Source organism: Nocardioides sp. (assembly GCF_964229035.1).
Lineage (GTDB): Bacteria > Actinomycetota > Actinomycetes > Propionibacteriales > Nocardioidaceae > Nocardioides.
Window position 1 is genome coordinate 12,584 of sequence record NZ_CAXRAZ010000039.1, and the last position, 26,407, is coordinate 38,990.

General features: G+C 73.3%; 23 protein-coding genes. 3 read left to right on the forward strand and 20 right to left on the reverse strand.

Annotated features, from left to right (window positions below; all coding sequences use genetic code 11):
* Window positions 1–66 precede the first annotated feature (66 nt).
* Window positions 67–972, forward strand: coding sequence for a sterol desaturase family protein (locus ACERUN_RS12820; RefSeq protein ID WP_370290385.1), 906 nt, complete (start codon window positions 67–69; stop codon window positions 970–972).
* A 12-nt stretch (window positions 973–984) separates the two neighbouring features.
* Here ACERUN_RS12820 and ACERUN_RS12825 read toward each other — a convergent pair whose 3' ends face one another.
* Window positions 985–1,698, reverse strand: coding sequence for a ferritin-like fold-containing protein (locus tag ACERUN_RS12825; RefSeq protein WP_370290386.1), 714 nt, complete (start codon window positions 1,696–1,698; stop codon window positions 985–987).
* A gap of 212 nt (window positions 1,699–1,910) precedes the next feature.
* Between ACERUN_RS12825 and ACERUN_RS12830 the strand changes: the two genes are divergently transcribed.
* On the forward strand, window positions 1,911–3,521 hold the full coding sequence (locus ACERUN_RS12830; protein WP_370290441.1) for a DEAD/DEAH box helicase: 1,611 nt from the start codon (window positions 1,911–1,913) through the stop codon (window positions 3,519–3,521).
* A 151-nt stretch (window positions 3,522–3,672) separates the two neighbouring features.
* Here ACERUN_RS12830 and ACERUN_RS12835 read toward each other — a convergent pair whose 3' ends face one another.
* Both ACERUN_RS12835 and ACERUN_RS12840 read right to left on the reverse strand, forming a co-directional pair.
* Window positions 3,673–4,446, reverse strand: coding sequence for a L,D-transpeptidase (locus ACERUN_RS12835; protein ID WP_370290387.1), 774 nt, complete (start codon window positions 4,444–4,446; stop codon window positions 3,673–3,675).
* A 2-nt stretch (window positions 4,447–4,448) separates the two neighbouring features.
* Window positions 4,449–5,249: a ParA family protein gene (locus ACERUN_RS12840; protein WP_370290388.1), complete on the reverse strand. Its 801-nt coding sequence runs from the start codon at window positions 5,247–5,249 to the stop codon at window positions 4,449–4,451.
* Window positions 5,250–5,366: 117 nt separating this feature from the next.
* On the opposite strand from ACERUN_RS12840, the gene ACERUN_RS12845 reads away from it, so the two are divergent.
* Window positions 5,367–6,131 (forward strand): SDR family NAD(P)-dependent oxidoreductase, encoded by a 765-nt coding sequence (locus tag ACERUN_RS12845; RefSeq protein WP_370290389.1) that lies wholly within the window; start codon window positions 5,367–5,369, stop codon window positions 6,129–6,131.
* Between the two features lie 18 nt (window positions 6,132–6,149).
* On the opposite strand, the gene ACERUN_RS12850 is transcribed toward ACERUN_RS12845, so the two are convergent.
* The 17 genes from ACERUN_RS12850 to mtrA all read right to left on the reverse strand — a co-directional run bounded on the left by ACERUN_RS12850 (window position 6,150) and on the right by mtrA (window position 26,313).
* A complete protein-coding gene (locus ACERUN_RS12850) occupies window positions 6,150–6,758 on the reverse strand; it encodes a MarC family protein (RefSeq protein WP_370290442.1) in 609 nt (202 codons plus the stop codon).
* 2 nt (window positions 6,759–6,760) lie between these two features.
* Window positions 6,761–7,639 (reverse strand): PHP domain-containing protein, encoded by an 879-nt coding sequence (locus ACERUN_RS12855; protein ID WP_370290391.1) that lies wholly within the window; start codon window positions 7,637–7,639, stop codon window positions 6,761–6,763.
* A 112-nt stretch (window positions 7,640–7,751) separates the two neighbouring features.
* Window positions 7,752–9,728, reverse strand: coding sequence for a hypothetical protein (locus tag ACERUN_RS12860; RefSeq protein WP_370290392.1), 1,977 nt, complete (start codon window positions 9,726–9,728; stop codon window positions 7,752–7,754).
* 163 nt (window positions 9,729–9,891) lie between these two features.
* Window positions 9,892–11,151, reverse strand: a complete 1,260-nt coding sequence (gene rodA / locus ACERUN_RS12865; protein ID WP_370290393.1) for a rod shape-determining protein RodA — start codon at window positions 11,149–11,151, stop codon at window positions 9,892–9,894.
* A gap of 1 nt (window position 11,152) precedes the next feature.
* Window positions 11,153–13,300 carry a penicillin-binding protein 2 gene (gene mrdA, locus ACERUN_RS12870; RefSeq protein ID WP_370290395.1) on the reverse strand — a complete coding sequence of 716 codons (2,148 nt, stop codon included), beginning with the start codon at window positions 13,298–13,300 and terminating at the stop codon, window positions 11,153–11,155.
* Window positions 13,297–13,950 (reverse strand): rod shape-determining protein MreD, encoded by a 654-nt coding sequence (gene mreD / locus ACERUN_RS12875; RefSeq protein ID WP_370290396.1) that lies wholly within the window; start codon window positions 13,948–13,950, stop codon window positions 13,297–13,299. Before mreD ends, mrdA begins: the two co-directional genes overlap by 4 nt.
* Complete coding sequence (gene mreC, locus ACERUN_RS12880) at window positions 13,947–14,936, reverse strand: rod shape-determining protein MreC (protein WP_370290397.1); 990 nt, start codon at window positions 14,934–14,936, stop codon at window positions 13,947–13,949. Before mreC ends, mreD begins: the two co-directional genes overlap by 4 nt.
* 10 nt (window positions 14,937–14,946) lie before the next feature.
* A complete protein-coding gene (locus tag ACERUN_RS12885) occupies window positions 14,947–15,978 on the reverse strand; it encodes a rod shape-determining protein (RefSeq protein WP_370290398.1) in 1,032 nt (343 codons plus the stop codon).
* 358 nt (window positions 15,979–16,336) lie between these two features.
* Window positions 16,337–16,747: a nucleoside-diphosphate kinase gene (gene ndk / locus ACERUN_RS12890; protein ID WP_370290399.1), complete on the reverse strand. Its 411-nt coding sequence runs from the start codon at window positions 16,745–16,747 to the stop codon at window positions 16,337–16,339.
* A gap of 70 nt (window positions 16,748–16,817) precedes the next feature.
* Window positions 16,818–17,561, reverse strand: coding sequence for a MerR family transcriptional regulator (locus ACERUN_RS12895; RefSeq protein ID WP_370290400.1), 744 nt, complete (start codon window positions 17,559–17,561; stop codon window positions 16,818–16,820).
* Between the two features lie 84 nt (window positions 17,562–17,645).
* Complete coding sequence (locus tag ACERUN_RS12900; protein WP_370290401.1) at window positions 17,646–18,854, reverse strand: winged helix-turn-helix domain-containing protein; 1,209 nt, start codon at window positions 18,852–18,854, stop codon at window positions 17,646–17,648.
* Between the two features lie 236 nt (window positions 18,855–19,090).
* On the reverse strand, window positions 19,091–19,750 hold the full coding sequence (locus ACERUN_RS12905; protein WP_370290402.1) for a response regulator: 660 nt from the start codon (window positions 19,748–19,750) through the stop codon (window positions 19,091–19,093).
* A 152-nt stretch (window positions 19,751–19,902) separates the two neighbouring features.
* A complete protein-coding gene (hpf, locus tag ACERUN_RS12910; RefSeq protein WP_370290404.1) occupies window positions 19,903–20,553 on the reverse strand; it encodes a ribosome hibernation-promoting factor, HPF/YfiA family in 651 nt (216 codons plus the stop codon).
* A gap of 653 nt (window positions 20,554–21,206) precedes the next feature.
* Complete coding sequence (locus ACERUN_RS12915) at window positions 21,207–22,001, reverse strand: ComF family protein (protein WP_370290405.1); 795 nt, start codon at window positions 21,999–22,001, stop codon at window positions 21,207–21,209.
* Between the two features lie 98 nt (window positions 22,002–22,099).
* Complete coding sequence (locus ACERUN_RS12920; RefSeq protein WP_370290406.1) at window positions 22,100–23,851, reverse strand: LpqB family beta-propeller domain-containing protein; 1,752 nt, start codon at window positions 23,849–23,851, stop codon at window positions 22,100–22,102.
* Entirely contained in the window at window positions 23,851–25,545 is a 1,695-nt protein-coding gene (gene mtrB / locus ACERUN_RS12925) for an MtrAB system histidine kinase MtrB (RefSeq protein WP_370290407.1), read from the reverse strand. The genes ACERUN_RS12920 and mtrB overlap by 1 nt, the downstream gene beginning before the upstream one ends.
* Window positions 25,546–25,602: 57 nt before the next feature.
* Window positions 25,603–26,313 (reverse strand): MtrAB system response regulator MtrA, encoded by a 711-nt coding sequence (gene mtrA / locus ACERUN_RS12930; protein ID WP_370290408.1) that lies wholly within the window; start codon window positions 26,311–26,313, stop codon window positions 25,603–25,605.
* Window positions 26,314–26,407 lie beyond the last annotated feature (94 nt).

The following is a 26,407-nucleotide window of genomic DNA, read 5'->3' on the forward strand; positions in this document are numbered from 1 at the left end:
CGATGACCCTAGCGGAGCAATTGACTCCGTGGTAACTTACCCGAGAGTCATATCCCAGGAGGCGCTGTGCAGGACCTGCTCGACCCGATGAAGAACCCGATCACCTACGCGATCCCGTTCTTCGTGCTCACCATCCTGCTCGAGCTCGCCGCCCTGAAGTGGCTCGACAACGACGAACCCGACGGGCGCCCCGCCACCGGCTACGAGGCCCGCGACACCCGCGCGAGCCTGTCGATGGGCGCCATCTCCCTGGTGTTCACCCTGGCCTTCAAGGTCGGCTCCTTCGTGCTCTACATGCTCGCCTTCACCCACCTCGCGCCCTGGCAGCTGCCCACCGACACCTGGTGGTACTGGGCGCTGGTGCTGCTCGGGGTCGACCTCGGCTTCTACGGCGCGCACCGCTTCGTGCACCGGGTCAACATCGGCTGGGCCGCCCACCAGGCCCACCACTCCAGCGAGTACATGAACTTCGGCACCGCGCTGCGTCAGAAGTGGAACCCCTGGTTCGAGTTCTTCTTCTGGCTGCCCCTGCCCCTGCTCGGCTTCTCCCCGTGGACGATCTACGTGGCGTTCGGCTTCAACCTGATCTTCCAGTTCTTCGTGCACACCGAGACCGTGGGCAAGCTGCCGCGGCCCATCGAGTTCGTCTTCAACACGCCCTCGCACCACCGCGTGCACCACGGCTCGGACCCCGAGTACCTCGACAAGAACTACGGCGGGATGCTCATCGTCTGGGACCGGCTCTTCGGCACCTTCCAGCCCGAGATCCACCGCCCCACCTACGGCCTGACCAAGCCGAAGGACACCTACAACATCTTCAAGCTCCAGTACGGCGACTACGCCCAGATCAGCCGCGACGTGCGCGCGGCCCGCTCGTGGCGCGAGAGGGCCGGCTACCTCTTCGGCCCTCCGGGGTGGACGCCGCAGGCACCGTCCTCGACCACCCAGGAACGGACCTCCGAGCCGGTCTGAGCCGCGGGAGCCTCAGGCCTCGAGGCCCAGCTCGCCCATGCGCTGCAGGTGGCGCTCGGTAAGACGGGTGAACATCCGGCCGATCTCGGCGAGGTCGAGGCCCGGCCGCTCCGACCCGCCCGCGAGCATGGCGCTCAGCGCGTCGCGGTCGGCGGCGATGCGCTGGGCCTGGATGAGAGCCTCCCCCATGAGCCGGCGGCCCCAGAGCGCGAGGCGGCCACCGAGCACGTGGTCGGCCGCGATGCCGGCACGTACCCGGTCGACCACGAAGCCGGCGTGCGAGCCCTCCTCGGTGCTGGAGAGCACGAGGTCGCGGGTGACGGGGTCGAGGTGGGCGGCGATCTCGCGGTAGAAATCGTCGGCCAGTCCGTCGCCCACGTAGGCCTTGACCAGGCCCTCGTACCAGTCGGCGGGGGCGGTGTGGCGGTGGAACTCGTCGATCGGACGACGGAACGGCGCCATCGCCTCGAACGGGTCGACCCCCAGCTCGCGCAGCCGCGCATGCAGCGGGGCGACCTTGCCGAGCTCGATGCTGGCGACCGTGGCCAGGTCGAGCTTGTCGGCCAGCGTGGGCGCCAGCGAGGCGTCGTCCGCGAGCCGTTCGAAGGCGGAGATCTCGCCGTAGGCGATCACCGCGAGCAGGTCGACGACCGCTTCGCGGTAGGCGGGGTCGTCGTCGATGCCGGCGGGGTGCGACGCGCGGGGCGCGTCGACGGATTCAGCCATGGCGGCAGGGTACAAGTAGCATGACGGCGACGGGCCTGTGCCCGGCTCTCCCGCGCGGACGACGTCGTCCGCCCCGAGCGTCGCGACACCCCGCCCCGGGCGAACCCGCCCGACGTATGTGCGCGGCTGAGTGTGAGACAGCCGCTTCGACGAATCAGCGCCTGCCGACCGAGCTCGAACCAGCCGGTCGACACTCTTTCGAAAGCGACACGATCATCAGTACCGATACTCCTACGCCCGACGCCGACCTCCTCGAGACCGAGACCGGCACCGACGCAACCGAGGCCCCGGCGGAGAAGGCGGCGTCGCCATCCTTCCGCGACCTCGGCGTGCACCCCCAGATCTGCGACGCGCTGGAGCGCGGCGGGATCACCCACCCCTTCGCCATCCAGGAGATGACCCTCTCGGTCGCCCTGCTCGGCACCGACCTCATCGGCCAGGCCCGCACCGGCACCGGCAAGACGCTCGCCTTCGGCATCCCGGTGCTGCAGCGCAGCGTCGCGCCGGGCGACCCCGGCTACGCCGAGCTGGCGCCGGCCGCCCAGGGCAAGCCGCAGGCACTCATCGTGGCGCCGACTCGCGAGCTCGCGCTCCAGGTCTCCAGCGACCTCGAGCTCGCCAGCCGCGACCGCGGCCTGCGCGTGCTCACCATCTACGGCGGCGTGGGCTACGAGCCCCAGACCGAGGCCCTCGAGGCCGGCGTCGACATCGTCGTGGGCACGCCCGGTCGCCTGATCGACCTGGCCAACCGCCGCGTCCTCGACCTCTCGCACGTGCACGCGCTCGTGCTCGACGAGGCCGACGAGATGCTCGACCTCGGCTTCCTGCCCGACGTCGAGAAGCTGCTGCGCCTCACCCCCGAGAGCCGCCAGACCATGCTGTTCTCGGCCACGATGCCCTCGGCGATCGTGGCGCTGGCGCGCATGCACATGCGCCACCCGATGAACATCCGCGCGGAGTCCTCCTACGAGAACGCCACCGTGCCGGCCACCGCGCAGTTCATCTACCTGGCCCACGACCTCGACAAGCCCGAGATCCTCGGGCGCCTGCTGCAGGCCGAGGACGCCGACAAGATGATCGTGTTCACCCGCACCAAGCGTCAGGCCCAGCGCGTGGCCGACGACCTCGTCGAGCGCGGCTTCAAGGCCAGCCCGCTGCACGGCGACATGGCGCAGGTGGCGCGCGAGAAGGCACTCACGAAGTTCCGCGAGGACAAGATCAAGATCCTGGTCGCCACCGACGTCGCCGCCCGCGGCATCGACGTCTCCGGCGTCAGCCACGTCGTGAACTACACCTGCCCCGAGGACGACAAGACCTACGTGCACCGCATCGGTCGCACCGGTCGCGCCGGCGCCTCCGGCATCGCGATCACGCTCGTCGACGCCACCGACGTGCACCGCTGGAAGATGATCAACAAGGCGCTCGACCTGCCCTTCGACGAGCCGGTCGAGACCTACTCCACCTCGCCGCACCTGTTCACCGAGCAGGGCATCCCCGAGGGCACCAAGGGCCGCAGCGCCCCGCCCGCTCCCCCGGCGCCCCGCGCCGACCGAGGTGAGCGTGGCGAGCGCGGCGAGCGCGGTGACCGTGGCGGTCGCTCGCGCGGCGGCTCCGGCGAGCGCACCCGCACGCGCACCCGTACCCGCAGCGGCCAGCCGGTCGCCGGGGAGGCCGGCGAGTCCCGCGCGGCCGAGCGCCCGGCCGGCGGCTCGGCCGAGGGCGGCGAGCGTCCCGCCGGCTCCAGCCCCAACCGCCGCCGTCGTCGCCGCCGCTCCGGTGGCGGCGGCCAGGGTGCCGCCGCGGCTCCGGCCGGCGACGCCTGAGCCGCACCGACAACGACCAGCACCGACACGCACCGACACGGCGACCCGCCGCCCTTCCGGGCGGCGGGTCGCCGCGTTCAGCGGCGCGGATGGCGCTGATTGGCTCCCGTCGGCGCTGACCGGCCGCATCCGCGCGCGGCACGGGACCGGGTCAGGGCGTGACGACGACGCGCGTGCCGAGGTCGGCGAAACGCCACAGCGCCACGGCGTCCACCCGCCGCTGGCGGATGCACCCGTGCGAGCGCGGCGTGCCGAGGTCGGCCACCCGCTGCACGGGGCGACCGTCGTCCACGGGGATGGTGTGGAAGCCGATCGCAGCGCCCTCATCGCCCAGCGTGAAGCGCACGAAGTACTCCATCGTGCCGGAGTCGTCGATGCCCACGGCGTTGCGGCTGCGCGAGAAGACCTCGTAGCGACCGGGGTCGAGATTGTCGTAGAGGCTGCCGGAGACCAGGTAGGTGCGCTGCACCCGGCCGTCGCCGCCGACGAGCCACACCCGCTGGCGGCTCTCGCTGAACACCACGCGACGGCCGCGCCCCGAGTCGGCGGGCAGCGCGGTGGAGTCCGCGACCGCCGCGCTCGTGCCGTCGGCCTCCAGTCGCAGTCCGGCCATCGCCGGGATCCGGCGACCGGTCGAGCCGTCGGTGTCGGTGCCCTCGCTCGCCCGACGGCTCTCGGCCTCCCTCACCGGGTCCGCGGCGCGCTCGCCGGCCCCGAGTCCGCCCGCCACCGCCCCACCGAGGACGACGACCGCCGTCACCGCCGCGGCCGAGGCCAGGCCCGCGAGGCCGCCCAGGGCACCGAGCCCGCGCCGTGCCCGCGAGGGGTCGGCGCGGCGCGCACCTCGGACCGGGCTCGCGCGCCGAGCACCGCCAGGCGCTGCGCGGTGGGAGCCGGCGCGCCGCCGGCCCGGAGACGTGCCCATCGTCAGCGGGCGGCCCGGCGCTGCAGGGTGGCCGCCACCTCGCGGTAGGCCTGCGCGCCCTTGCTGGAGCGGCTCGTGGCCAGGATGGAGCGGCCGGCGGCAGGAGCCTCGGCGAACTTGATCGTCTTCGGGATCGGCGGCTCGACGACCTCGAGGTCGTAGGTGTCGCTGATCGTCTCGAGCACGGTGCGCGCGTGTGTGGTGCGACCGTCGTAGAGGGTGGGGAGCACGCCCCACACCTCGAGGTCGCGGTTGGTGAAGCGGCGCACGTCGTGCACGGTGTCGAGGAGCTGCCCCACGCCACGGTGCGACAGGGTCTCGCACTGCAGCGGGATGAGCACTCCCTGGGCCGCGGTGAGCGCGGCGACGGTGAGCACGCCGAGCGAGGGCGGGCAGTCGAGCAGCACCCAGTCGTAGTGGCGACCACCCGCGGCGAGGTCCTCCATCACCCCGCGCAGCACGTGCTCGCGCCCCGTGCGGGTGAGCAGGTCGGCCTCCGCGCGAGCGAGCTCGATCGTCGCGGGCAGGATGTCGACGCCGTCGTCAGTGGAGATGATGACCTCCTCGACGCCGGTGCCCTTGGTGAGCACGTGGTGCACCGAGAGCTCGAGGTCCTCGGGGTCGATGCCGAGCGAGAACGTCAGGCAGGCCTGGGGATCGAGGTCGACGAGCAGCACGCGCTCGCCCAGCTCGGCGAGCGCAGCACCCAGCGAGGCGACACTGGTCGTCTTCGCCACGCCGCCCTTCTGGTTGGCGACGGCGAGGATCGTGGTGCCGGGAGCAGAGGCGCGGTCGCTGTTCATCGCCCCCATCATGCCCGACGCGGCCCCCGCCCGCGGCGTGCGGTCGGCGTCCGATCGCCGCGGCTCGCGAGGCGGACGACGTGCCGGCGCTCGACCGGGGCTGGTTGACTGATCGACATGCCCACCGCCCTCGTCACCGGCGCCACCGCCGGCATCGGTCTGGAGTTCGCCCGACAGCTCGCCGCGAGCGGTCACGACCTCGTGCTGGTGGCGCGCGACGCGGCCCGCCTGGAGTCGGTGGCCGCCGACCTCGCACGCACCCACGGGGTGGCTGCCGAGGTGCTCGTGGCCGACCTCGTCGATCCCGAGCAGCTGGCGACGGTAGAGCAGCGACTGGCCGATCGCGCCCGGCCGGTGGACGTGCTGATCAACAACGCGGGCTTCGGGCTCAAGGAGCGTTTCGACGTCAACCCGATCGAGCTCGAGCAGGCGCAGCACGACGTGCTCGTGCGCGCCGTGCTGCGCCTCACCCACGCCGCCGTGCCCGGGATGCTCGAGCGTGGCCGCGGCGGCGTCCTCAACGTCTCGAGCGTCGCGGCCTTCCTGCCCCGCGGCACCTACAGCGCCGCCAAGGCGTGGGTGAACTCCTTCAGCCTGTGGGCCCACCAGGAGTACGCCGCGCGCGGCGTGCGGGTGATGGCGCTGTGCCCCGGCTTCGTGCGCACCGAGTTCCACCAGCGCCTCGGCGTGGCCGACCGCGACGCGACCGCGCCGCGCGTCCTGTGGCTCGAGCCCGACCGGCTGGTGCGCGACGCGCTGGCCGACTTCGAGCGCGGCCGCGCCATCTCGGTGCCCTCGCGCCGCTACAAGGTCATCGTGGGCGCGAGCCGTCTCGTGCCCCGCTCGGCGCTACAGCGCCTGCAGGGGCTCGGCCGCAAGTAGTCCGCACGTAGCGCCTTATCAGCCCTCGCCGGCGATGAAGGCGCGCACGGCGTCGGCCACGAGCTGCACGGCGATCGCCGACAGCAGCAGGCCCGCGATGCGGGTGACGAGCAGGACGCCGCCCTCGCGGATGAGGCGCAGGATCGGCAGCGAGTAGCGCATCGCGAACCACATCGCCACGTGCACCGCGACCACGCCGAGCGCCACCGACAGACCGCTCTGCCAGCTGCCGATGTCCTGCACGAACAGCATCGTGGCCACGATGGCGCCGGGGCCGGCGAGCAGCGGCGTGCCGAGCGGTACCAGTGCGATGTTGGCGTCGCTGGGGGCCACCTGCTCCTGCTCCTTGCCGGTGAGCAGCTCGAGCGCCACGAGCAGCAGCAGGAGACCGCCGGCGCACTGCAGGGCGGGCAGCGAGATGTGCAGGTAGCTGAGGATCTGGCGCCCGAACAGCGCGAAGAGCGTGATCACCAGGAAGCTGACGAGCACCGCCTGCCAGGCCGCCCGCTTCGCCGTGGCCGCCGAGCGTCCGGCGGTGAGCGAGAGGAAGATCGGCACCGTGCCGACGGGGTCCATGATGACGAACAGGGTCACGAAGACCTCGACGAAAAGCACGCCCTCGACCATCGTCACACCACCCCCGCGACGTCGCCGACGAGCGTGGTGGGCGAGCCCTGGGCGGCAGCGGTCTCGACGATCGCGCGCAGCACCGCCGGAGCGGTGGTCTCGCAGCCGAGGTCGTGGCCGACCTTGCCGGTGCCGTGGTGGTCGCTGGAACCGGTGACGAGCAGCCCCAGGCGCTCCGCGATCGCCCGCAGCTCCTCGCGCTCACGGGCACCGTGGTCGAGGTGGTCGACCTCGAGGCCGGCCAGGCCGTCGTCCACGAGGCGGGCGAGGGCATCGGCGCCGAGGACGGCGGCCGAGCCACGCCCCCACGGGTGCGCGATCACGGGCACTCCCCCGGCGGCCCGCACCAGCGCGATGGCGTCGGGCAGGCGCGGGGCGTAGCGGTCGACGAAGGCGGGGCCGCCGTCGGCGAGGTAGTCGGCGAACGCGGCGTCGCGATCGGGCACGACACCCAGGTGCACGAGCAGGTCCGCCACGTGCGGGCGCCCCGTGACGACGCTGTCGCCGGCGACCTCGGCGAGCGCCTCCTCGGTGGCGGGCACGCCGAGCTCACGCAGGCGCTCGAGCATGGCGGGCACGCGGTCGTCGCGGCCGGCCACGACGCGGTCGAGCTCGGCCTGCAGGCCCGCGTGCCCGGGGTCGGTGAGGTAGGCCAGCAGGTGCACGCCCTGCCCGCGGTGGCGCGTGCTGATCTCGATGCCGCGCACCAGCGCGATCCCGGCCTCGGCGGCGGCGTCGGTCGCCTCGGCCCACCCGCTGGTGGTGTCGTGGTCGGTCAGGGCGAGGGCGTGCAGGCCCGCTGCCGCGGCCGCACGGACGAGATCGCCCGGCGACGCGGTGCCGTCGCTGACCCGGGAGTGGGTGTGCAGGTCGATCGTCACCGAAGAATGCTAGGGCCGGCGATTGTCTGACAACGAAGCAGCGACGGTGTCGCGATGCTCACCCCGAGAGGCGGGAATAGCGCGCTCCGGCGACGTCTCCGCCCGCCTCCGCTCACACCTCGGCGAGGACGACGACGCGATCGCCCGGCCCGATCTCGAGCGGCTCGCTCTTGGCCGGATTGACCACCACGCCGACCCGCGACCCGGCGTCGGCGAGGCCGGGCGAGGCGAAACCGAGCGCCGTCTCACCGCGGCGCGCCGCCGAGGCCACGACGGTGGCCCACGTGGTCTCGACGCCGGGGCGCACGTACCACTCGGCGGGGCGCAGGTAGATCTCGCTGCCGTCGGAGTCGAGCAGGTCGGCCAGCACGGGCTCGATCCGCGAGTCCTCGGAGAGCTGGGTGACGATGAGGCTGACGATCTCGCCGCTGACGACCACGTCGTCGACATCGGCGACCTGGGCGAGGGCGCGGTTGCGGTCGTCGATCATCTCGCTCACCACAGGTGTGCTGCTCGCGTTGAGCGCGAGGATGTCGCGCACGTGCAACAGGGTGATGAGCGTGGTGGCGTCGGCGGCCTCGGCGTCGAGGTGGTCGGCGTAGCAGACCACGAGCACCTGGTCGGCGTCCGGCGGCACGTGGGCGTCGAGCACCGCGCGCTGGGTGGTCTTGGCGCGCACCACGGTGACCTCGAGGTTCGACAGCTCGGGCCAGGTGGGCTCTCCGTAGGCGGTGAGCACGGTGAGGGTCGATCCCGGGGGTGCGTAGCGGTCGAGCTCGCTGACGATGACGGGGGCGCGGTCGTTCCACCCGATGAGGACGCCGTGGGTCGGGCGCTCCTCGATCTCGGGACGCTCGGCGAACACCGACTCGTCGACGACGACGCTCGTGCGCGGCGCCGAGGACAGGATCGAGTCGTCCTCGGCCACCACCACGAGGGCGCGATCACCCACGACCGTGTCGGCGGCCGGGTTGAGGCGGGCGTTCTCGCCGTCGACCAGACCGATCACGCTGACGCTCTCGAAGGCCTGCTGCGCCTCGGCGTAGGTGCTCCCCGCCATGCCGTGGTCGCTGAGGAAGTAGATCTCGTCGCCGTCGTAGTCGAAGAGCTCGCGGTACACCGCGGCGGCCCCCGACTGGCGCGAGGTCTGCACCACGAGCTTGGCCACCGTCTCGCGGATGTCGAGGAGCGAGGTGTGCGCGGCGCGGCGCTTGCCGATCAGGCGGGCGACCTCGAGATTGGTCGCGTCGCGCAGCTGGGCCACGACGCGCGGGCCCTCGCTGGCGTCGTCCTCGGAGCTGCGCAGCGCCAGGAGGGTCTTGACGACCTCGCGGTCGGGGTCGAAGGAGTCGTCGGTGGCGTCGCCGGGGTTGCCGGGCGAGAGCACGATCACCGAGCGCGCGGTCGAGGGGCTCACGAGCGCGAGGTCCGCGAGGTCGGTCGGGTGGCCCGAGCGGACGACGATGCGGGTGCCGCGCAGCTCGGGCACCTTGGCGCGGATCTCGTCCTCCATGTCGACCTTGTCGCCCGGCGCGAGCACCGCGACGATCGGCTTGCGGCGGCTCTCGTTGGCGATGGTGAGCTCGCTGATGACGGTGAAGATCGACTCCGACCACCCGAGGATGACCGTGTGGTCCTTCTCGAGGACGACCGAACGCCCGCGCCGCAGCTCGGCGATGCGGGCGTCGATGCCCGCGGCGATCACACCGATGAGCGCGCTGACGATGAACAGACCGACGATGGTGAGCACCAGCATGACGATGCGCAGGCCGAGCCCGGTGTCGGCGGCCACCGCGCCCGGGTCGAGCGCGTGCATGAGCGACTGCCAGGTGGCCTCACCGAAACCGACCTCGGGGTCGCGCAGGCTCGTGACGATGTCGAAGACCGCGAAGACGAGGACGACCACGACGGTGACCGCGAACAGCCACGCCACCAGCGCGGGCGTGCCGCGCGACATCGTGTTGTCGAAGCCGTAGCGGAGCCTCGCGCCCCACCCCACGCCGGTGCCCGCCTTCTGCGGGCTGCCGCCCTGCCGCTCGCCGATGCTCTGAGCGGTGCGGCGGCGCAGGGTCTGACCGGTGCGTCCCATCAAGTCCTCCTCGTCGTGACAACTGCTCGATGCTGGACCATTCGGCCGCGACGCGCTGCAGATTCACCGAACTCACAGGCAGCGCTCATCCGTCGTCCATCCGGTGCCGGCGGCGCGACGGGTGGGGTGGCGGCCGGGGAGCGGCGTGGCAGGCCCGCCCGGCTCAGCCGCGCACGAGCACCCGCTGCTGCGGGGCGAGGCGGGCGGAGGGCCCGGAGAGGGTGCGCAGGTGGATGTTCTGCAGCAAACCCACGGCGAGCATGCCGGCGAACATCGACGAACCGCCGTAGGACACGAACGGCAGCGGAACCCCGGTGACGGGCATGATCCCGAGGCACATGCCGATGTTCTGGAAGGCCTGGAAGCCGAACCAGCAGGCGATGCCGGCGGCGGCCATGCGGCCGAACACGTCGTCGCTGGCGGCCGCGATGCGCAGGGCCCGCCAGAGCACGACACCGAGCAGGGCGACGATGGCCGCGGCGCCGATGAGCCCGAGCTCCTCACCGGCCACGGTGAAGACGAAGTCGGTGTGCTGCTCGGGCACGAAGCCCGACTGGGTCTGCGAGCCCTGGAAGAGGCCCTGGCCGAACAGGCCGCCGTTGCCGACCGCGATGCGGGCCTGCTCGACGTTGTAGCCGGCTCCCCGGGGGTCGAGCGAGGGGTCGGTGAAGGCGAGGAACCGGTCGACCTGGTAGGCCTTGAGCACGCCGCCGGCCACGGCGAGCACCGCAGCCGAGACACCCGCCGCAGCGAGGCCGACCAGCCAGCGGCGGTGGGCGCCGCTGGCGGCGATCACCCCGAAGACGGTGGCGGTTAGCACGAGCATGGTGCCGAGGTCGGGTTGGGCGAGGATCAGCGCGGCCGGCACTCCCGCCACGGCGAGCATGAGGACGACGTCCGCACCGGCGACGCGGTCGCGCCAGCGTCCCTCGCTGCGCTCGGCCACCACCAGCGCCATGCCGACGACGACGGCGAACTTGGCCAGCTCGGAGGGCTGGAAGGAGGTGCCGCCGATCATCAACCAGGAGCGCGAGCCGTTGATTGTGGTGCCCATGACGAGCACGAGGACGAGTCCGCCCACGGCGGCGAGATAGCCCAGCGGCGCGAGGATGCGCACCCAGCGGTGATCGGTGACCACGACGAGCGCGAACAGCACGAGCCCGATGAGCACGTTGACGACCTGCTTGATCACGAAGGCGCGCGGATCGCCGCCGGTGAGGGCGTCGCGCTCGGCGGTGGCCGACCACACGAGCACACAGCCGAGCACCGAGAGCGCGAGCACGGCGGCGAGGAGCACGACATCCATGTCGCGCCAGTGCGGCAGCGGGATCCGACGCGAGGCGGTGGTGCGACGCGGGCGCTGGCCGGTGCGCTGGATCGGGCGCTGGACCGGGCGCTGGATCGGGCGCTGGGTGGCGGGCACGTCAGCCGTCCTTCCGTGCGGCGGCACGCGCCGAGGCGGTGCGCGCGGGCGGCATGATCGAACCGTCGTCCTCGAAGCGGGGCAGGGTGGCGGGTGGGCGGGTGCCGGGGATCGCCGCGGTGCGCGGCTCGACCTTGTCGCCCTGCACGCCGTAGAGGGCCTCCCAGATCTTGCGGACGCCCGCGCCGGTGGCGCCGGAGCCGGTGCCGCCCTGGGTCACCATCATCACGACCACGTAGTCCTTGGTGTAGGAGGCGACCCATCCGGTGGACTGCTTGCCGTAGACCTCGGCCGAGCCGGTCTTGGAGCGGATCGGCACGTCGGCGAGCGGGAAGCCGCCGAGCTTCCACGACATGGTGCCGCGGCTCGACACGCCCTGCAGCGCCTCGTCGAGGTAGGTGCGCACCCCCTTCGGGATGCGCACGGTGCGCTCCTTCTCGGGCTCGATCTCGCGGATCACCTGACCGGAGGGCGACACGATCGCCTTGCCGATCCGGGGCTTCCACAGCGTCCCGCCGTTGGAGAGTGCCGCGTAGGCGCGCGCGAGCTGCAGCGGCGTCACGATGGTGTCGCCCTGGCCGATGGCGAAGTTGGCGGCGTCGGGCAGGCGGTACTTCCAGCCCTCCACGCAGAACTCGCGGGCGAACTTGTAGACGAAGTCGGAGGTCTTCTTGGTCTGCGGCTTGTCGGCGATGTCGCAGTAGTACTTCTTCATCGACTCGTAGTACTCGCGCTTCCACGCACGATCGGCCACGCGACCGGCGGCCTCGCCCGGGAGGTCGACACCGGTGCGCTGGCCGAAGCCGAACTTCTTCGCCTGGGCCACGAGCGGGTCCTTGGCGCGGACGTCGTCGGGGTCGGCTCCGCCCTTCTGCCAGAAGTGCATGCCCACCTGGTAGAAGAAGGTGTTGCACGAGACCTCGAGGGCTCGGGCGAACCCGATCGGCCCGTAGCCGGCCGACTCGTGGTTGCGGAAGGCGCGGTTGCCGATCTGCACCGACGAGGCGCAGTTGAGCACGGTGTCGCGCGAGTAGCCGTGGGTGAGCGCGCCGACGGTCATGAACGGCTTCCACGTCGAGCCCGGGGCGAACTGACCCTGGAAGGAGCGCGCGAGCAGCGGGGTGCCGGCCTTCTCGGAGTAGAGGTGCTCCAGCTGCTTGTCGGTGATGCCGCCCACCCACACCGAGGGGTCGTACGTGGGTTCGCTGGCCATCGCGACGATGCGGCCCGTGCGCGCCTCCATCACGACGGCGGCGCCGGAGTCGGCCTCGTAGTTGCGCTTGGTCACCGGGTCGAAGGTGGCGCGCTGGGTGCGGATCATGTCGGCGAGCTGGCGCTCGACCACGCCCTGCACGCGGGCATCGATCGAGGTCACCAGCGTGTCGCCGGGCTGGGCCTTGAGGTCCGAGACGTCCTGGCGCACCCGCCCCTGGGAGTCGACGGCCACCTGCTGGTAGCCGGGCTGCCCGCGCAGCCACGCGTCGTACTCCTTCTCCACGCCGGCGCGACCCACCACGGAAGCGCCGTTGACGGAGGTGTCGCCGGAGTCCTCGGCGCGGTCGAGCTCCTCCTTGGTCACCGGGCTCAGGTAGCCGAGCAGGTGGGCGGCGTTGATGCCGAAGGGCGAGGGGTACTGCCGCAGGCTCTGGCGGTCGACCACCACACCCGGGAAGTCCTCGGGCTGTTCGAGCACCCGCAGCGCTCCGGCCTGCGGCACGTCCGTGGCCACGGGCACCGGCTGGAAGGGCGAGCCGTTCCAGCACTCCCCCGCCACCGCGCCGGGGTCGCCGCACAGCAGCAGCTTGCGCTCCAGCGCCTTCGGGCGCACTCCGATCGCGGCGCCCGTGCGCCGCAGCAGCTCGGCACGATCGGCCGGGGACATCCGCCCCAGCAGGGTGCGGTCCATCGACACCACCCACGTGAGGCGGTTGGTCACCAGGGGGCGGCCCATGGCGTCGACCACGAGCCCGCGCTGCGGTTGGACGACGATCTCGCGCACCGACTGCGATGCGGCCTGGCCCTGGTAGCGCTCGCCCGAGACCACCTGGAGGTAGTAGAGGCGGGCGCCGAGGGTGCCCAGCAGCGAGAACACCAGGGTCTGGATGACGATCAGCCGCAGGCGGCTGCGGTGCGAGGCGCCGGCGCTCATCCGACCCGCATCCAGCTGCGCTCGTCGTCCTGCGACCGGGGGCGCAGAGCCGCCTCGTCGCCGCGCGACCGCGGCCGACGGCGGGGCGCGCCCGGCACGAGCAGACGCGCGAGGAGCGGCACCACGACCAGGCCGGCCACGAGGTCCTGGACGACGGCGACGCCGACGGCGACCAGGAGGCCGCCCACCGAGGCGCCGGTGTCGTCGAGCAGCAGCCCGGTGAGCGCGAAGACCGACGTGCCCACGAAGGAGCCGCCGGCCAGGGCGGCGAGCAGCACCGGCAGGGGCACCCGGCGCGAGCCCTCGCCCGGCGCCGTGGCGCCGGCCCGGGACGAGACGCCGGCGTCGTCGTGGGCCAGGCGACCCACCACGTAGGCCACCGCCACCAGCGCCAGCGCCCAGCGGCCGGCCAGGTGGTCGGCCGGCGGGGCGAGGTCGAGCAGCAGGCCCGCGCCGAAGCCCACGAGCAGACCGGTGCGCGCGTCGACGAAGAGGGCGGTGGCCACGACCACCAGCAGCACGAGGTCGGGCACGACGTCGAAACCGCCGGCGCGCAGCGCGAAGGGCGGCAGCACCGTGACCTGCAGCAGCAGCGCCACCACCGCCGCGAGGACGACGACCGCGAGCCGTCGCGACGCGCCGGGCCTCATCGCAGGCTCCCGTCGGCCTCGATCACGCGGCCGGCGGTGCCGGAGGGCACGACCACGCTCACGAGGTCGAGGCGGCTCAGGTCGACCGCCGGCTCGATGACGGCGCGGTAGGACGTCTCGCGCACCGACTCGTAGACCTTCGTGACGCGACCGATCGGCACCCCGGACACGTAGGGCGCACCGCCCTCGCTGCCCCAGGTGACGACCTCCTGACCCACCTTCGGCACCACCGAGGCGTCGACCAGCTGCATCTGCAGCCGCTCTCCCGCGCCGAGGTCGCCGCGACCGGTCACGAAGCCCAGCTCGCTGTCGTCGGCGACCCGACCGCCGACGGCGGACTCGGCGTCCACGAGCAGCAGCACGGTGGCGGTCTGACGCGTCACCGAGGTGATGCGCCCGACGAGACCGGCGGGCGCGACGACGGTCATGTCGGGGTGCAGGCCGGCGTCGGACCCGGCGTCGATGGTGATCGTGCTCGAGAACCCGCGCGACCCGCCCACCGCGATGACGCGAGTGGGCAGCAGCGCGTAGCCGAGGTCGCCGGCCAGTCGGCGCAGCCCGGCGAGGTCGGCCAGGCGACGCCGGTCGTAGCCGGCCTTGTCGAGACGGGTGCGCAGGTCGGTGTTCTGCTGCTCGAGCGCGTCCACGCGCTCGCGCAGGTCGCCGTTGGTGCGCAGCGCGCCGGGCAGGCCCGCCACAGGTCCGGTGACCCGGGACGCGGCGGCCTCCACCGGGCCGAGGACGTCGCCCACGACCGTGCGCACCGGCTCGATCGGCGACGCCGCGCCGGCGTGGTCGAGGGCCATCAGCGCGCCGCACGCGAGGACGAGGGCGGCGACGAGCGAGGTGGAGGGACGGCCGCGGTCGTCGTCCACGGGGCGGCGGGCGGGGCGTCGGCGCGGGCCGCCGGGGGCGCGCAGCACCGACTCGGAGCGGGTGCGCGGCGCGGGCGCCGGGGGGCGGACGGGGCGGGTGTCGATAGCCATGGGGCGCCTTCTAGAACCGTCGCGGGTTGGTCACGAGCACCTGCTGGAGCGCCTCGAACTCCTCCACGCACCGTCCGGCGCCCATGGCCACCGACACCAGCGGGTCGTCGGCCACGTGCACGGGCATGCCGGTCTCGTGGCGGATGCGCTCGTCGAGGCCGCGCAGCAGGGCGCCGCCGCCGGTGAGCACGATGCCGCGGTCCATGATGTCGCCGGCCAGCTCGGGGGGCGTCTGGTCGAGGGTGACCCGGACGGCGTCCACGATGGCGTGCAGCGGCTCCTCGAGCGCCTGGCGGATCTCGGCGGCGCTGACCGTCACCGTGCGCGGCAGGCCGGAGACCATGTCGCGACCGCGGACGTCGCCCGCCGGCTCGTCGGGACGAGGGAACGCCGAGCCGAGGGCGATCTTGACCTCCTCGGCCGTGCGCTCGCCGAGCATCACGCCGTGCTCCTTCTTCATCCACGCCACGATCGCGGCGTCGAGGTCGTCGCCGGCGGTGCGGATCGAGAGCGAGGTGACGATGCCGCCGAGGGAGATCACGGCGACCTCGGTGGTGCCGCCGCCGACATCGACGACCATGTTGCCGGTGGGCTCGTGCACCGGCAGCCCCGCGCCGATCGCGGCAGCCATCGGCTCCTCCACCACGTAGACCCGGCGGGCGCCGGCCTGGTAGCCGGCCTCCTTGACCGCGCGCTGCTCGACAGGCGTGATCGAGCTCGGCACGCAGATGACCATGCGCGGCTTGGCGAAGTAGCGGCGCCGGTGCACGCGCGCGATGAACTCGCGCAGCATCTGCTCGGTGGCCTCGAAGTCGGCGATCACGCCGTCACGCAGCGGCCGCAGCGCGGTGATCGTGTCGGGGGTGCGGCCCAGCATCTGCTTGGCCTGGTGGCCGACGGCGATCACCTCGCCCGAGGCGTCGTCGATCGCGACCACGCTCGGCTCGTCGAGCAGCACGCCCCGACGGCGCACGTAGACCAGCGTGTTGGCGGTGCCGAGGTCGACCGCCATGTCGCGGCCGATGATGGAGTTCGCCCTCACGATCCCTCGCAGCACGTCTGAGGTCCACACCGGGACCCTCGCGCGCTTCGGGGAAGCCGGCGCCCCCGCGAGGGGACGTCGGGTGCGGGCGACGAGCGCGCGATCCGTCGTCCGACAGTGGCGAGCGTAGGGAAAGTCCGCCCCGCTCCCGTGCCGCCACGCCGGAGGCGGGTGGGGCCGGTGTGATTCGTGGGGTTGCTGGGGCTCGCTGCGGCGGGCGGGGATTCACCGGTTCACCGGTGAATCTCGTGCTGACCGACCGAAACTTCAGCCGACCAGCGCGAGTTTCATCAGTTGGCCGGTGAATCTGCCACCGACACCCCTGTGGACGACGGCCGCCCGGACGGCGGCGGAGGGCTCAGGCGAGGCCGGGGAACCAGAGCGCGATCTCGCGCTCGGCCGACTCGGGCGAGTCGGAACCGTGCACGAGGTTCTCGCGGTTCGACAGCGACAGGTCGCCGCGGATGGTGCCGGGGGCGGCCTTGCGGCCGTCGGTGGCGCCGTTGAGGGCGCGCACGACCTCGATCGCCTCGTCACCCTCGAGCACGAGCGCCACCAGGGGGCCGCTGGTGACGAAGTCGCGCAGCGGCGGGTAGAAGTCGCGCTCGACGTGCTCGGCGTAGTGGGCGTCGGCCTGCGCTGCGTCGATGTGGCGCTGCTCGAGCGCCACGATGCGCAGTCCCTTGGCCTCGAAACGGGCCAGCACCTGGCCGACGAGGCCGCGGCGGACGGCGTCGGGCTTGAGGAGGACGAGGGTGCGTTGGGTCACGAGGCGGACCCTAGGCCATCACCTCTCCCCCGTGGACGACGGGGCGCACCGCGGCCGGCCGGCGGGCGGATCAGCGCCGCTCGAGCGAGCGGGCGATGAGATCGTTGGCCGAGCGCTGGAAGCCGCGCACGATGGCCTCGAGGGTCAGGCGTCGCAGCGTGGAGAGCGTCGACTCGAACTGCTCGGCGTCGTCGCGGGAAAGGCGGGCGTCGCGGCGCCAGGGCCCGAGCACCTGCTCGCGGAAGATGACCGTCAGCTCACCGGCGAGCGCATCCATGTGGCGGGTGATCGCGTCGACGGCCTGGCGCACGCCGTCCACGGGGATGTCGAGACCGATCAGCTCCAGGGCGATGTCGAAGCCCGGCGCCGGCGTGAAGCGTGTGCGCCCCTGGTCGTCGACCGTGCGCTGCAGCAGGCCGAGGTCCTCCACGAGCCCGAGGTCGTCGTCGCTCAGGGCGCGCCCGACGTGCTGCTCGAGCTGGCGCCGGCTGATCGCGGTCGGCAGCTCCCCCGCCGTCCACGAGGTGAGCATGGCGCGTTGCACCGCGAGCTCGTCGAGGCCGGCGTCGTCGGGCAGGGAGCCGAGGTACTTCTCGATGGCCTGCAGCGTGAAGCCGTGCCCCTGCAGGGCGCGGATCATCTGGAGACGGGCCAGGTGGGTGTCGTCGTACCAGGCCATGCGACCGCGCCGAGCCGGCGGGGGCAGCAGGCCCAGGCTGGCGTAGTAGCGGGTCGTGCGGACGCTCAGACCGGCCGCGGCGGCCAGCTCGTCGACGGTGCGCAGGTCAGCGTCGTGCGCCTCGTCGGTGGTCATGACTGTCACAGTATCGCTGTCAGACCCGATCGGCGGCGACCCAGCCGATCGTCGGTCGCGGTCGGTGCAGGCGGGCCCGAGGGCTCAGGTGGCGTGGAGCTCGGCCTCGAGAGCAGGGGCGAGATCACCGCGGCCGGTCGCCACGACGTCGTCCAGGCCGAGCCATCGCGCGAGTCGCCACAGCTCCACCGCCAGCTCGGACGCCGTGTGGTCCGGCGCCCCGGGTTCGCCCCACACAGCCTGCACGAGCAGTCGCCGTGCGGCCCGATCGGCCTTGAGGTCGACGCGGGCGACGAGCTCGTCGCCGAGCAGGAAGGGCAGCACGTAGTAGCCGTGCACCCGCTGCGGCGCGGGCACGTAGATCTCGATGCGGTAGCGCATGCCGAACAGCGCCTCCGTACGCGCGCGCTGCCACACCACCGGGTCGAACGGGCTCAGCACGGCCCGCGCCTCCAGCCGCCGCGGCAGGCGGGCGTCGCGATGCAGGTAGGCGGTCGTCGTCCACCCCTCGACCGCCACCGGCTCGAGCTCGCCCTGCTCGACCAGCCGACCGATCGCCGCCTTCGCCTCGCCCACCTTCAGCCGGTGGTAGTCGGCGAGGCAGGCGGCCGTGGCCACGCCGTGCGAGCGCGCCGCGCGGCGCACGAGCTCGTCGTGGGCGTCGGGCTCGCTCAGGTCGGGGGCGGCGAGGACGGCGGGTGGCAGCACCCGCTCCGGCAGGTCGTAGCGCACCTCGAAGCTGGAGGTGCGCCCGGCGATCGCGACGTCGCCGGTGGTGAAGAGGTAGTCGAGCAGCCGGCGCGTGCGCGACCAGTTCCAGCCCCAGTGGTCGCGCGTGCGGGCGAAGCCGTCGTCGAGCTCGCGCGCGGTGCTGGCGCCCCGCTGGGCGATCGCACGCAGCAGCTGCGCCTCGGCGGCGGCGTCCTCGGGGACGACGGACCACTTGCCGCGCCGCGCCCGGTAGTGGGCGCGCCGGTGGGCCATCGCGGGCCAGAGGTCGACCGGCATGAACGCCTGCACGTGCGCCCAGTACTCGACCAGCCGACGCTGATCACGTCCGGAGGCCGCCCGGTGCAGGAGGTCGACGTCGTACCCGCCCATGCGCGAGTAGAGCGGCAGGTAGTGGGCGCGCTGCAGCACGTTGACGCTGTCGACCTGCAGGACCTGCACCCGCTCGACGACGCGACCGAGCGTGCGCATCGTCGCCGTGGCGTGCGGGCGGTCGGCGAAGCCCTGCGCCGCGAGCGCCACGCGGCGCGCCTGGGACCGCGAGAGGCTCTGCGTCGTCACCACGCCCCCAACCTAGGACGACGCGCCGACACCGCAATCTCGACGGGTCACCAGCGCTCCCTCGACGCACCAGATCCGCCCCCTCGACGCACCAGATCCGCCCCCTCGACAGCGACCGGCGACACGCTCGCGCGAATGAACAGCGCGGCAGCGTGGCGCCCGCGCCGCAGGCGCGTCGATCCAGAGCTGGCCCGAAGGGTCGGCGAGGGTTCGACAGGCGACACGCTCGCGCGGATTAATCAGTCGAGCTCGACGAGCTTGGCGCGCACCGCGTACATCACGGCCTCCATGCGCGAGTGCAGCTGGAGCTTCTCGAGGATGTTGCGCACGTGGTTCTTCACGGTGTTCTCGCTGATGGCGAGGTGGCCGGCGACATCGCGGTTGGAGAGGCCGCGGGCGACCAGGCGCAGCACCTCGAGCTCGCGCTCGGTGAGCTTGAGGGCCGGGCCGGGGGTGCGCTCGGGGCGCGACATGGTCTTGAACTCGTCGATGAGCTTGGCGGCCATCGAGGGGCTGATGAGCGACTGACCGTCGGCGACGACGCGGATGCCCTGGGCGACCTCCTCGATGGAGGAGTCCTTCAGCAGGTAGCCGGAGGCACCGCTCTTGACGGCCTCGTACAGGTCGGCCTCGTCGTCGCTCATCGTGAGCATGATGATCTTGGCGGTCGGCACCTGCTCCTTGATGGCCACGCAGGCCTCGATGCCCGACTTCTTGGGCATCCTCACGTCGAGCAGGACGACGTCGGGCGCGGTGGCGGCGACCAGGCTGACACCCTCGGCGCCGTCGCCGGCCTCGCCGATGACCTCGATGCCGTCCTCGATGCCCAGGAGCATGGTGAGACCACGTCGGAACAGCTCCTGGTCGTCGACGACGACCACGCGCACGGGCTCCCCCATGTTTGATCCCTCCCCGGTGCCGGGTGTTGCGGGCACGTCTCCCGCCCCGCGCGAATCATGACAGATCCGCAGCCTCGAGCGGGGTGAGGCGCGACCCGCGGAACGCCGCCGGTGCGCGGACCGCCCCGACCCGGGGCGGTCCGCGCCGCGCGTCAGCCCTGCGCGCCGTCGACGTCGAGGGAGATGACGCCGTAGTCGTAGCCGCGTCGGCGGTAGACGACGGCCGGCCGCTCGCTCTCCTTGTCGACGAACAGGTAGAAGTCGTGGCCGACGAGCTCCATCTCGTAGAGGGCCTGGTCGAGGGTCATGGGGCTGGCGGGGTGGGTCTTCTCGCGGACGACGAGGGGCCCGTCGCCGGTGACGGTGATCGGGCCGACCTGCCGCTCGACGGCGACGTCGTCGACCAGCGCGCCCACGACGTCGTCCGGCAGCGTGGCGGCGCCGTCGGTGGGCACGCCGGCGAGGGCACGGCCCACGGAGACCGGGGCGCGCCGGCCGCGGTGCACGCGGCGACGGTCGGCGGCCTTGCGCATCTGCGCGGCCATCTTGTCGAGGGCGAGGTCGAGCGCTCCCATCTTGTCGTCAGCCGCGGCCTCGGCACGGATCACCGGCCCCTTGGAGTAGGCGGTGAGCTCGACGTGCACGCCCTGGTCGTGCTGGCGCGGATTGGCCTCGCAATCGACCTCGACGTGGACCCGCATGATGCGGTGGTCGTGCTTCTCGAGCCGGGCGAGCTTCTCGGCGGCGTGCGCTCGGAACCGGTCCGAGATCTCGCAGTGCCGTCCGGTGACCACAACGTCCATCAGTTACCTCCAGAGGTAGTCGGGTGTGATGGGTTCCTCCCGCCACGGGGGGCGGGACGTCGGTGCGCCGGCCGGCTTCAGGACCGGCGCGAGAATCGGGTGGGTCCGGGTGTCTCGAGACGGCGCTGACGCGCCTCCTCCACGTCCAGGAGCAGCCGGCACGCCAGCTCTACGACCGGAAGGTCCGCAGGCCGCCAGCGGCGAGGTACCGAAGCGAACACCAACCGCGCGCGCGGCAGCGTGTCGCCCGCGCCGAAGGCGCGTCGATCGTGAGCCTGGGCGCGAAGCGTCCGGTGAAGGATCGACTGGCGACACGCTCGCGCAGATTAAGGACAGCGGAGCCCGCCCGGCCGACCTGGTCTTCGTCCCCACACCCGCCTGCTGAGGCTCTCGCAGCTTGCTGCCACTACTGACCTTCTCCCGGGCTCGTCGACATCTGGACGACGGACCGAGGCAGGACTGACGACTAAGCCGCACCGTGATCACCGGCTCGGGAGCCGGCTTACGTGGACCGTTTCGCCTGCGACTGGCATCGGCTTGCCGCGCCCGGTCGGGCTCGCACCCTCGCGGGGCGACGCAACCACGGACCCGGACGGACTCCATGACCAGACGTTAGTGCGTCGTCCGACGCGACGAAAGGGGCGTGCGGCGTGTCAGGACCGTTCGGGACGTTCGGCCTCCGGGCGGGACCGGCGCGGGGTGGCGGCGAGCGCGGCGAGCCCGTGGACGACGATGCCGCCGGCCACCAGGCGCCGGTGGGCCTCGGCGAGCGTGGCGCCGGTGGTGACGACGTCGTCGCACACGATGACCCGGGCGCGCCGGTGGCGGCGGGTGAGGGCGCGCAGGCGAGCGGCGTCGACGGCCATGGCGTGCTCGAGGTTGCGGGCACGTCCGGCGGCGTCGAGGTCGGCCTGGTCGAGGACGCCGGGGCGCAGGCGCAGCAGCGGGACGGCGCGGGTGGGGCGGCCAGCGCGGGTGAGCTCGCGCGCCGCGCGCAGGGCGAGGGCGGCCGTGGGGTCGTGGCCTCGCTCGCGCACGCTGGCCGCGCGCGAGGGCACCGGCACCAGCAGGGTCGGGGCGTCGTCCACGCGCGCGGGCGGGGAGGGCAGGTGGGCCGCGACGGCTCGGGCGAGCAGCAGGCCGAGCGGGGCCGTGAGGGCGAGCACGCGGCGTTCCTTGTGGGCGATCACGAGGCTCTGCAACGCCCCGTCGTACCGTCCGGATGCCAGCACCGCGGGGGCCTCGGGCGGCCAGTGCGGCGGGGTGGCGTCCACGACCTCCGACGCCGCGGCGAGGTCCGCGAGCAGCCCCTCCCGGCAGCCGGTGCACAGGGGGCGGCCCGGCCGCGCGCAGGCGACGCAGGAGGCGCCCAGGACGAGGTCGAGGAAGGCGTCGATCACGCTGCTCGGGGGCTCGTCGGCCGAGGGGCGCGCGCGGGATCGGGGCACGCGATCAGCCCACCAGGAGCGGCGGACGCGGACAAGGAGCTCCGCGGCGGCTGTGGACAGCCTCGCTCCGAGGACGTGTGCGGAGGCGGGTCGCGCCGTCAGCCCGCGTAGTCGAGGTCGGTGAGCCGTACGCCGGTGGGCACGGCCTCCTGGCGGGCGACATCGGCGTACTGCTCGGCGTAGACGGCGAGCACGGGGGTGCCCGCCCCCGGGGCGGCGGCCACCCCGAGCGCGGCGCCCGAGATCACGGTGGAGGGCAGCGGCTCGCCGAGCGCGGCACCATCGGCGGAGACCGCTTCGACCCGGTAGAGCCGGCCCGGCGTGGTCGGACGCAGCAGCACCAGGCGCACGGGCGAGCTCCACGCGAGGTCGGTGACGAGGCTGCCGGCGCCCTCACCGGAGCGCACGACGACCGGGTCGCGCACCTGCCGGACCCGGCCGCGCTCGTCGAGCACGACCCGGGCGCCGACCACCGCGTCGCCGTCGGCGGTGGCGACGACGGCCACCAGACGGGTGCCGTCGCGCGAGACGAGCAGCCGCCGCACCGTGCGGCCGGTGACGCCCGGCACCTCGACGACGCGGGTGCCGCTGCGACCCACGACGCGGACGACGGCGCCGCCCGCGGTCTGCTCGAGCAGCCACAGTCGCCCGGCGACGTCGTAGGTGGGCCGCAGGTAGCGACCGCCGCTGAGCACCGTGCGCGGGCCGCTGCCGGCCGGGCGGGCGGTGACCGAGGCGACGCGCACCCGTCGTCCACCGGCGTCGACGACGGCGGCCTGCTGGCCGTCGGGGCGCACCGCGACGCTGACGACGCCGCTGCCGGCAGCGCCGAAGGGCCCGCCCGCGGGCTCGATGGTGGCGTCCTCGCTGAGGGCGTCGGTGACCAGGCGCCCCTGGCTGATGCCGAAGAGGGCGTCCGTGGTCGCCTCGCCGGAGGGGTCGTAGGCGTCGGCACCCGAGACCGGGTACTGCAGGGAGGCACCGGGTGCGTTGACGGGGCGACCGGCGATGGTGACGCGCAGGGCCCGCACGCCGGAGACCTGCCGCAGCGTCCAGGCCAGCTGCGCGAGCATCGGCGCGACGTCGTCGTCGTTGAGCAGCGAGGGGGCGCCGCCGAGGGCGACGTCGGCGACCCCGTCGTCCACCGTGACGCTGAGGCCGACGCTGAGGCCCGCAGGCAGGGCCGTGCGCACCACTCCGCGAGCGCGCGGGGGCGGACCGGCCAGCAGACCCGCGACGAGGTTCGTGGCCAGCTGCTCGCCGGCGGGCAGGAAGACCGGCTCGGGCACGAGCAGGCTGCGCGTGGGATCGAGGTAGAAGAGCGACACCTGCTGGAATCGCTGGCGGAACCACGACGACGGCACCACGAGGGCGTCGGGCGGGTCGATGATGCGGTACTGACCGTTCTCGATGGTCAGCCGCATGCGCAGGCTGCTGCGCTCCGCCGACAGGGCCCCTCGCCAGGCGCCGGCGTCGTCGAGCAGCTGCGCGCCGTCGAGGTCGACCTGGACGGCGCTGGCCGCCGTGCGGATCGAGGCGACGTCGTCGTAGACGATGGTGGACTCCTCGGGGCGCCAGCGCTCGGAGGTGCTCGCGGTGAGGTACTCCCGGGCGGTGGCGGTGGCGATGGGCCAGGCCGTCATCGCATCCAGGAACCCGGAGACGACCTCGCCCGGCTCCGCGCCGTCGGCCGGGGGTCGGGGCGCGATGTCGCTGGCGCGGCGCACGTCGGAGGCGCCCGCGCCGTCGCTGCGCACGATCGGCCCCTCGGTGGGCAGCGCCGCGCAGCCGGTGAGCAGCAGCCCCAGCCCGACGAGCAGGACGACGACACGCCGCGTGGACGCCGACATCAGCGCACCTCCTCCGGCGCGATCGCGAGGGGGACGTCGACGGCGGCCGCCGCGTCGCCGAGCCGTGCGGCCGCATCGATGGCCACGACGTCCTCGGGCACGAGCGAGAGCGGGCTGTGCCGCAGCGGGCGGCCGGCGCGGCGCGGCAGGGTGAGACGGAACTGGGCGCCCTGGCCGGTGCGGCCCCAGGCCTGCAGCCAGCCGCCGTGGAGGTGGGCGTCCTCCTGCGCGATGGCGAGACCGAGGCCGGTGCCGCCGCTGGTGCGGGCGCGGGCGGGATCAGAACGCCAGAAGCGGTTGAAGACCATCGCCGCCTCACCGGGGGCGAGGCCGACACCGTGGTCGCGCACGATGAGCGCGACCGCCTCGTCGTCCACGGCCAGGCGCACGAGCACCTGCTCGTCGGGGTCGTCGGCCGCGGCGTGGTCGATGGCGTTGGTGACGAGGTTGCGCACGATGCGCTCGACGCGGCGGGCGTCGACCTCGGCGCTGACGACGGCCGGCGGATGGTCGATGGCGACCCGGACCCCCCGCCGCTCGGCGAGCGGGCGGGCGGCGTCCACGACTCGGCGCACGAGCACGACGAGATCGACCTCGTCGGTGCTCAGCACCGCAGCGCCGGCGTCGAAGCGGCTGATCTCGAGCAGGTCGACGAGCAGGCTCTCGAAGCGGTCGAGCTCGTTCTGCAGGATCTCGGCCGAGCGGGCCGTGGTGGGGTCGAAGGAGGTGCGCGCGTCGTGGATGAGGTCGGAGGCCATGCGCACCGTGGTGAGCGGCGTGCGGAGCTCGTGGGAGACGTCGGAGACGAAACGGCGCTGCACCCAGCTGAGCTCCTCGAGCTGGCGGATCTGGCGCTGGAGGTTGGTGGCCATCTGGTTGAAGGAGTAGGCCAAGCGCGCGAGGTCGTCCTCGCCGGTGACCTGCAGGCGCTCCTGCAGGCGACCGGCCGCCAGGCGTTCGGCCACGCGCCGGGCCAGGCGGATCGGCGTGACCACCTGCCGGGTGACCAGGTAGGTGAGACCGGCCACCAGCGCGAGCAGCAGTCCTCCGGCGGTGATCAGCGCTCGGGTCAGCAGGCCGAGCGTCTCCTGCTCCTCGGTGAGGGGGAAGAGGAAGTAAAGCGTGTAGGTGCGCCCGTCGGCCGGTAGCCGCACCTGCGAGCCGACCACCAGTCCCGGCACCGAGGTGCGCCCGGTGCGCGGGTCGTCGGTGACGATGCGGGTGTAGGTCCACGACGTGCCGCGGTTGGGGCTGTCGAAGTAGGCCTCCAGGGCTGCCGGCAGGCTGCGCAGGTCGAGGCCGCTGGAGTACTCCGCCCCGCCGTCGGCCACCGGGAGGTCCTGCCCCTCGGGGCCGGCGAGGACGACGCTGTAGCCGCGGCTCGCGCCGCGCTCGATGATCGGGTCGACCAGGTCGCGCTGCTGACGCCCCGCGTTGGCCTGGGCGCCCGGGGCAGCCGCCAGGCGCTCGCGCGCATCGGCGACCTCGGCCCGCACCTCACCCAGCACCACCTCGACGCGGTGGTCGAGCAGCCCCTGCCGGGTCTGGTGGAGCAGGAACGCACCGACGACGCCGACCACGATCGCCGACAGCGCCACGGTGCTGACCACGACGCGCAGCAGGATCGAGCGCCGCCACCAGCCCAGCCGCGGGCGCAGCAGGGCCACCGCCGCGGCTGCCCTGCGGCGGAGCACCTGCGAGCGTGGACGGAGGGCGCGCGGGCCGTCCGGACGGGGCGTGCGAGCCACGGCCTAGGCCGAGCCCGCCTTGTAGCCGACACCGCGCACGGTGAGCACGATCTCCGGGTGCTCCGGATCGTGCTCGATCTTCGAGCGCAGGCGCTGCACGTGCACGTTCACCAGGCGGGTGTCGGCGGCGTGGTGGTAGCCCCAGACCTCCTCCAGCAGCGCCTGGCGGGTGAAGACCTGCCCCGGACGACGCGCCAGGCACAGCAGCAGGTCGAACTCCAGCGGCGTCAGGGCGATCTCCTCCCCCGCCCGGGTGACCGCGTGGCCGGCGACGTCGATCTCGACGTCGCGCACCACGATCGACTCGGTCGGCGCGGCGTCCGCTCGGCGCACCCGCGCCCGGATGCGGGCGATGAGCTCCTTGGGCTTGAAGGGCTTGGTGACGTAGTCGTCGGCCCCCGACTCCAGCCCCACGACGACGTCGACCGTGTCGCCCTTCGCGGTGAGCATCACGATCGGCACGCCCGACTCGTTGCGGATCTCGCGGCACACGTCCATGCCGTCCTTGCCCGGGAGCATCACGTCGAGCAGGACGACGTCGGGCCGGTAGTCGCGGAACGCCGCGAGCGCCTCGTCGCCGCGCCCGCATACGCGGCTCTCGAACCCCTCCTGCCCCAGCACGATGCCGAGCATCTCGGCGAGCGGCGCGTCGTCGTCCCCGACCAGCACCCGGCCCCGCGTCGGGACCGGCGGCGCGCCGGGGATGGATGTCATGTCCACCATCCTAGGAGCCCCGCCCCGCCCCGCCGCTCGCTGCGGCAGGTCGCGGGGTGGACGGCGGGTTGCGGCGCGGGGGTCGGGGGTTGCG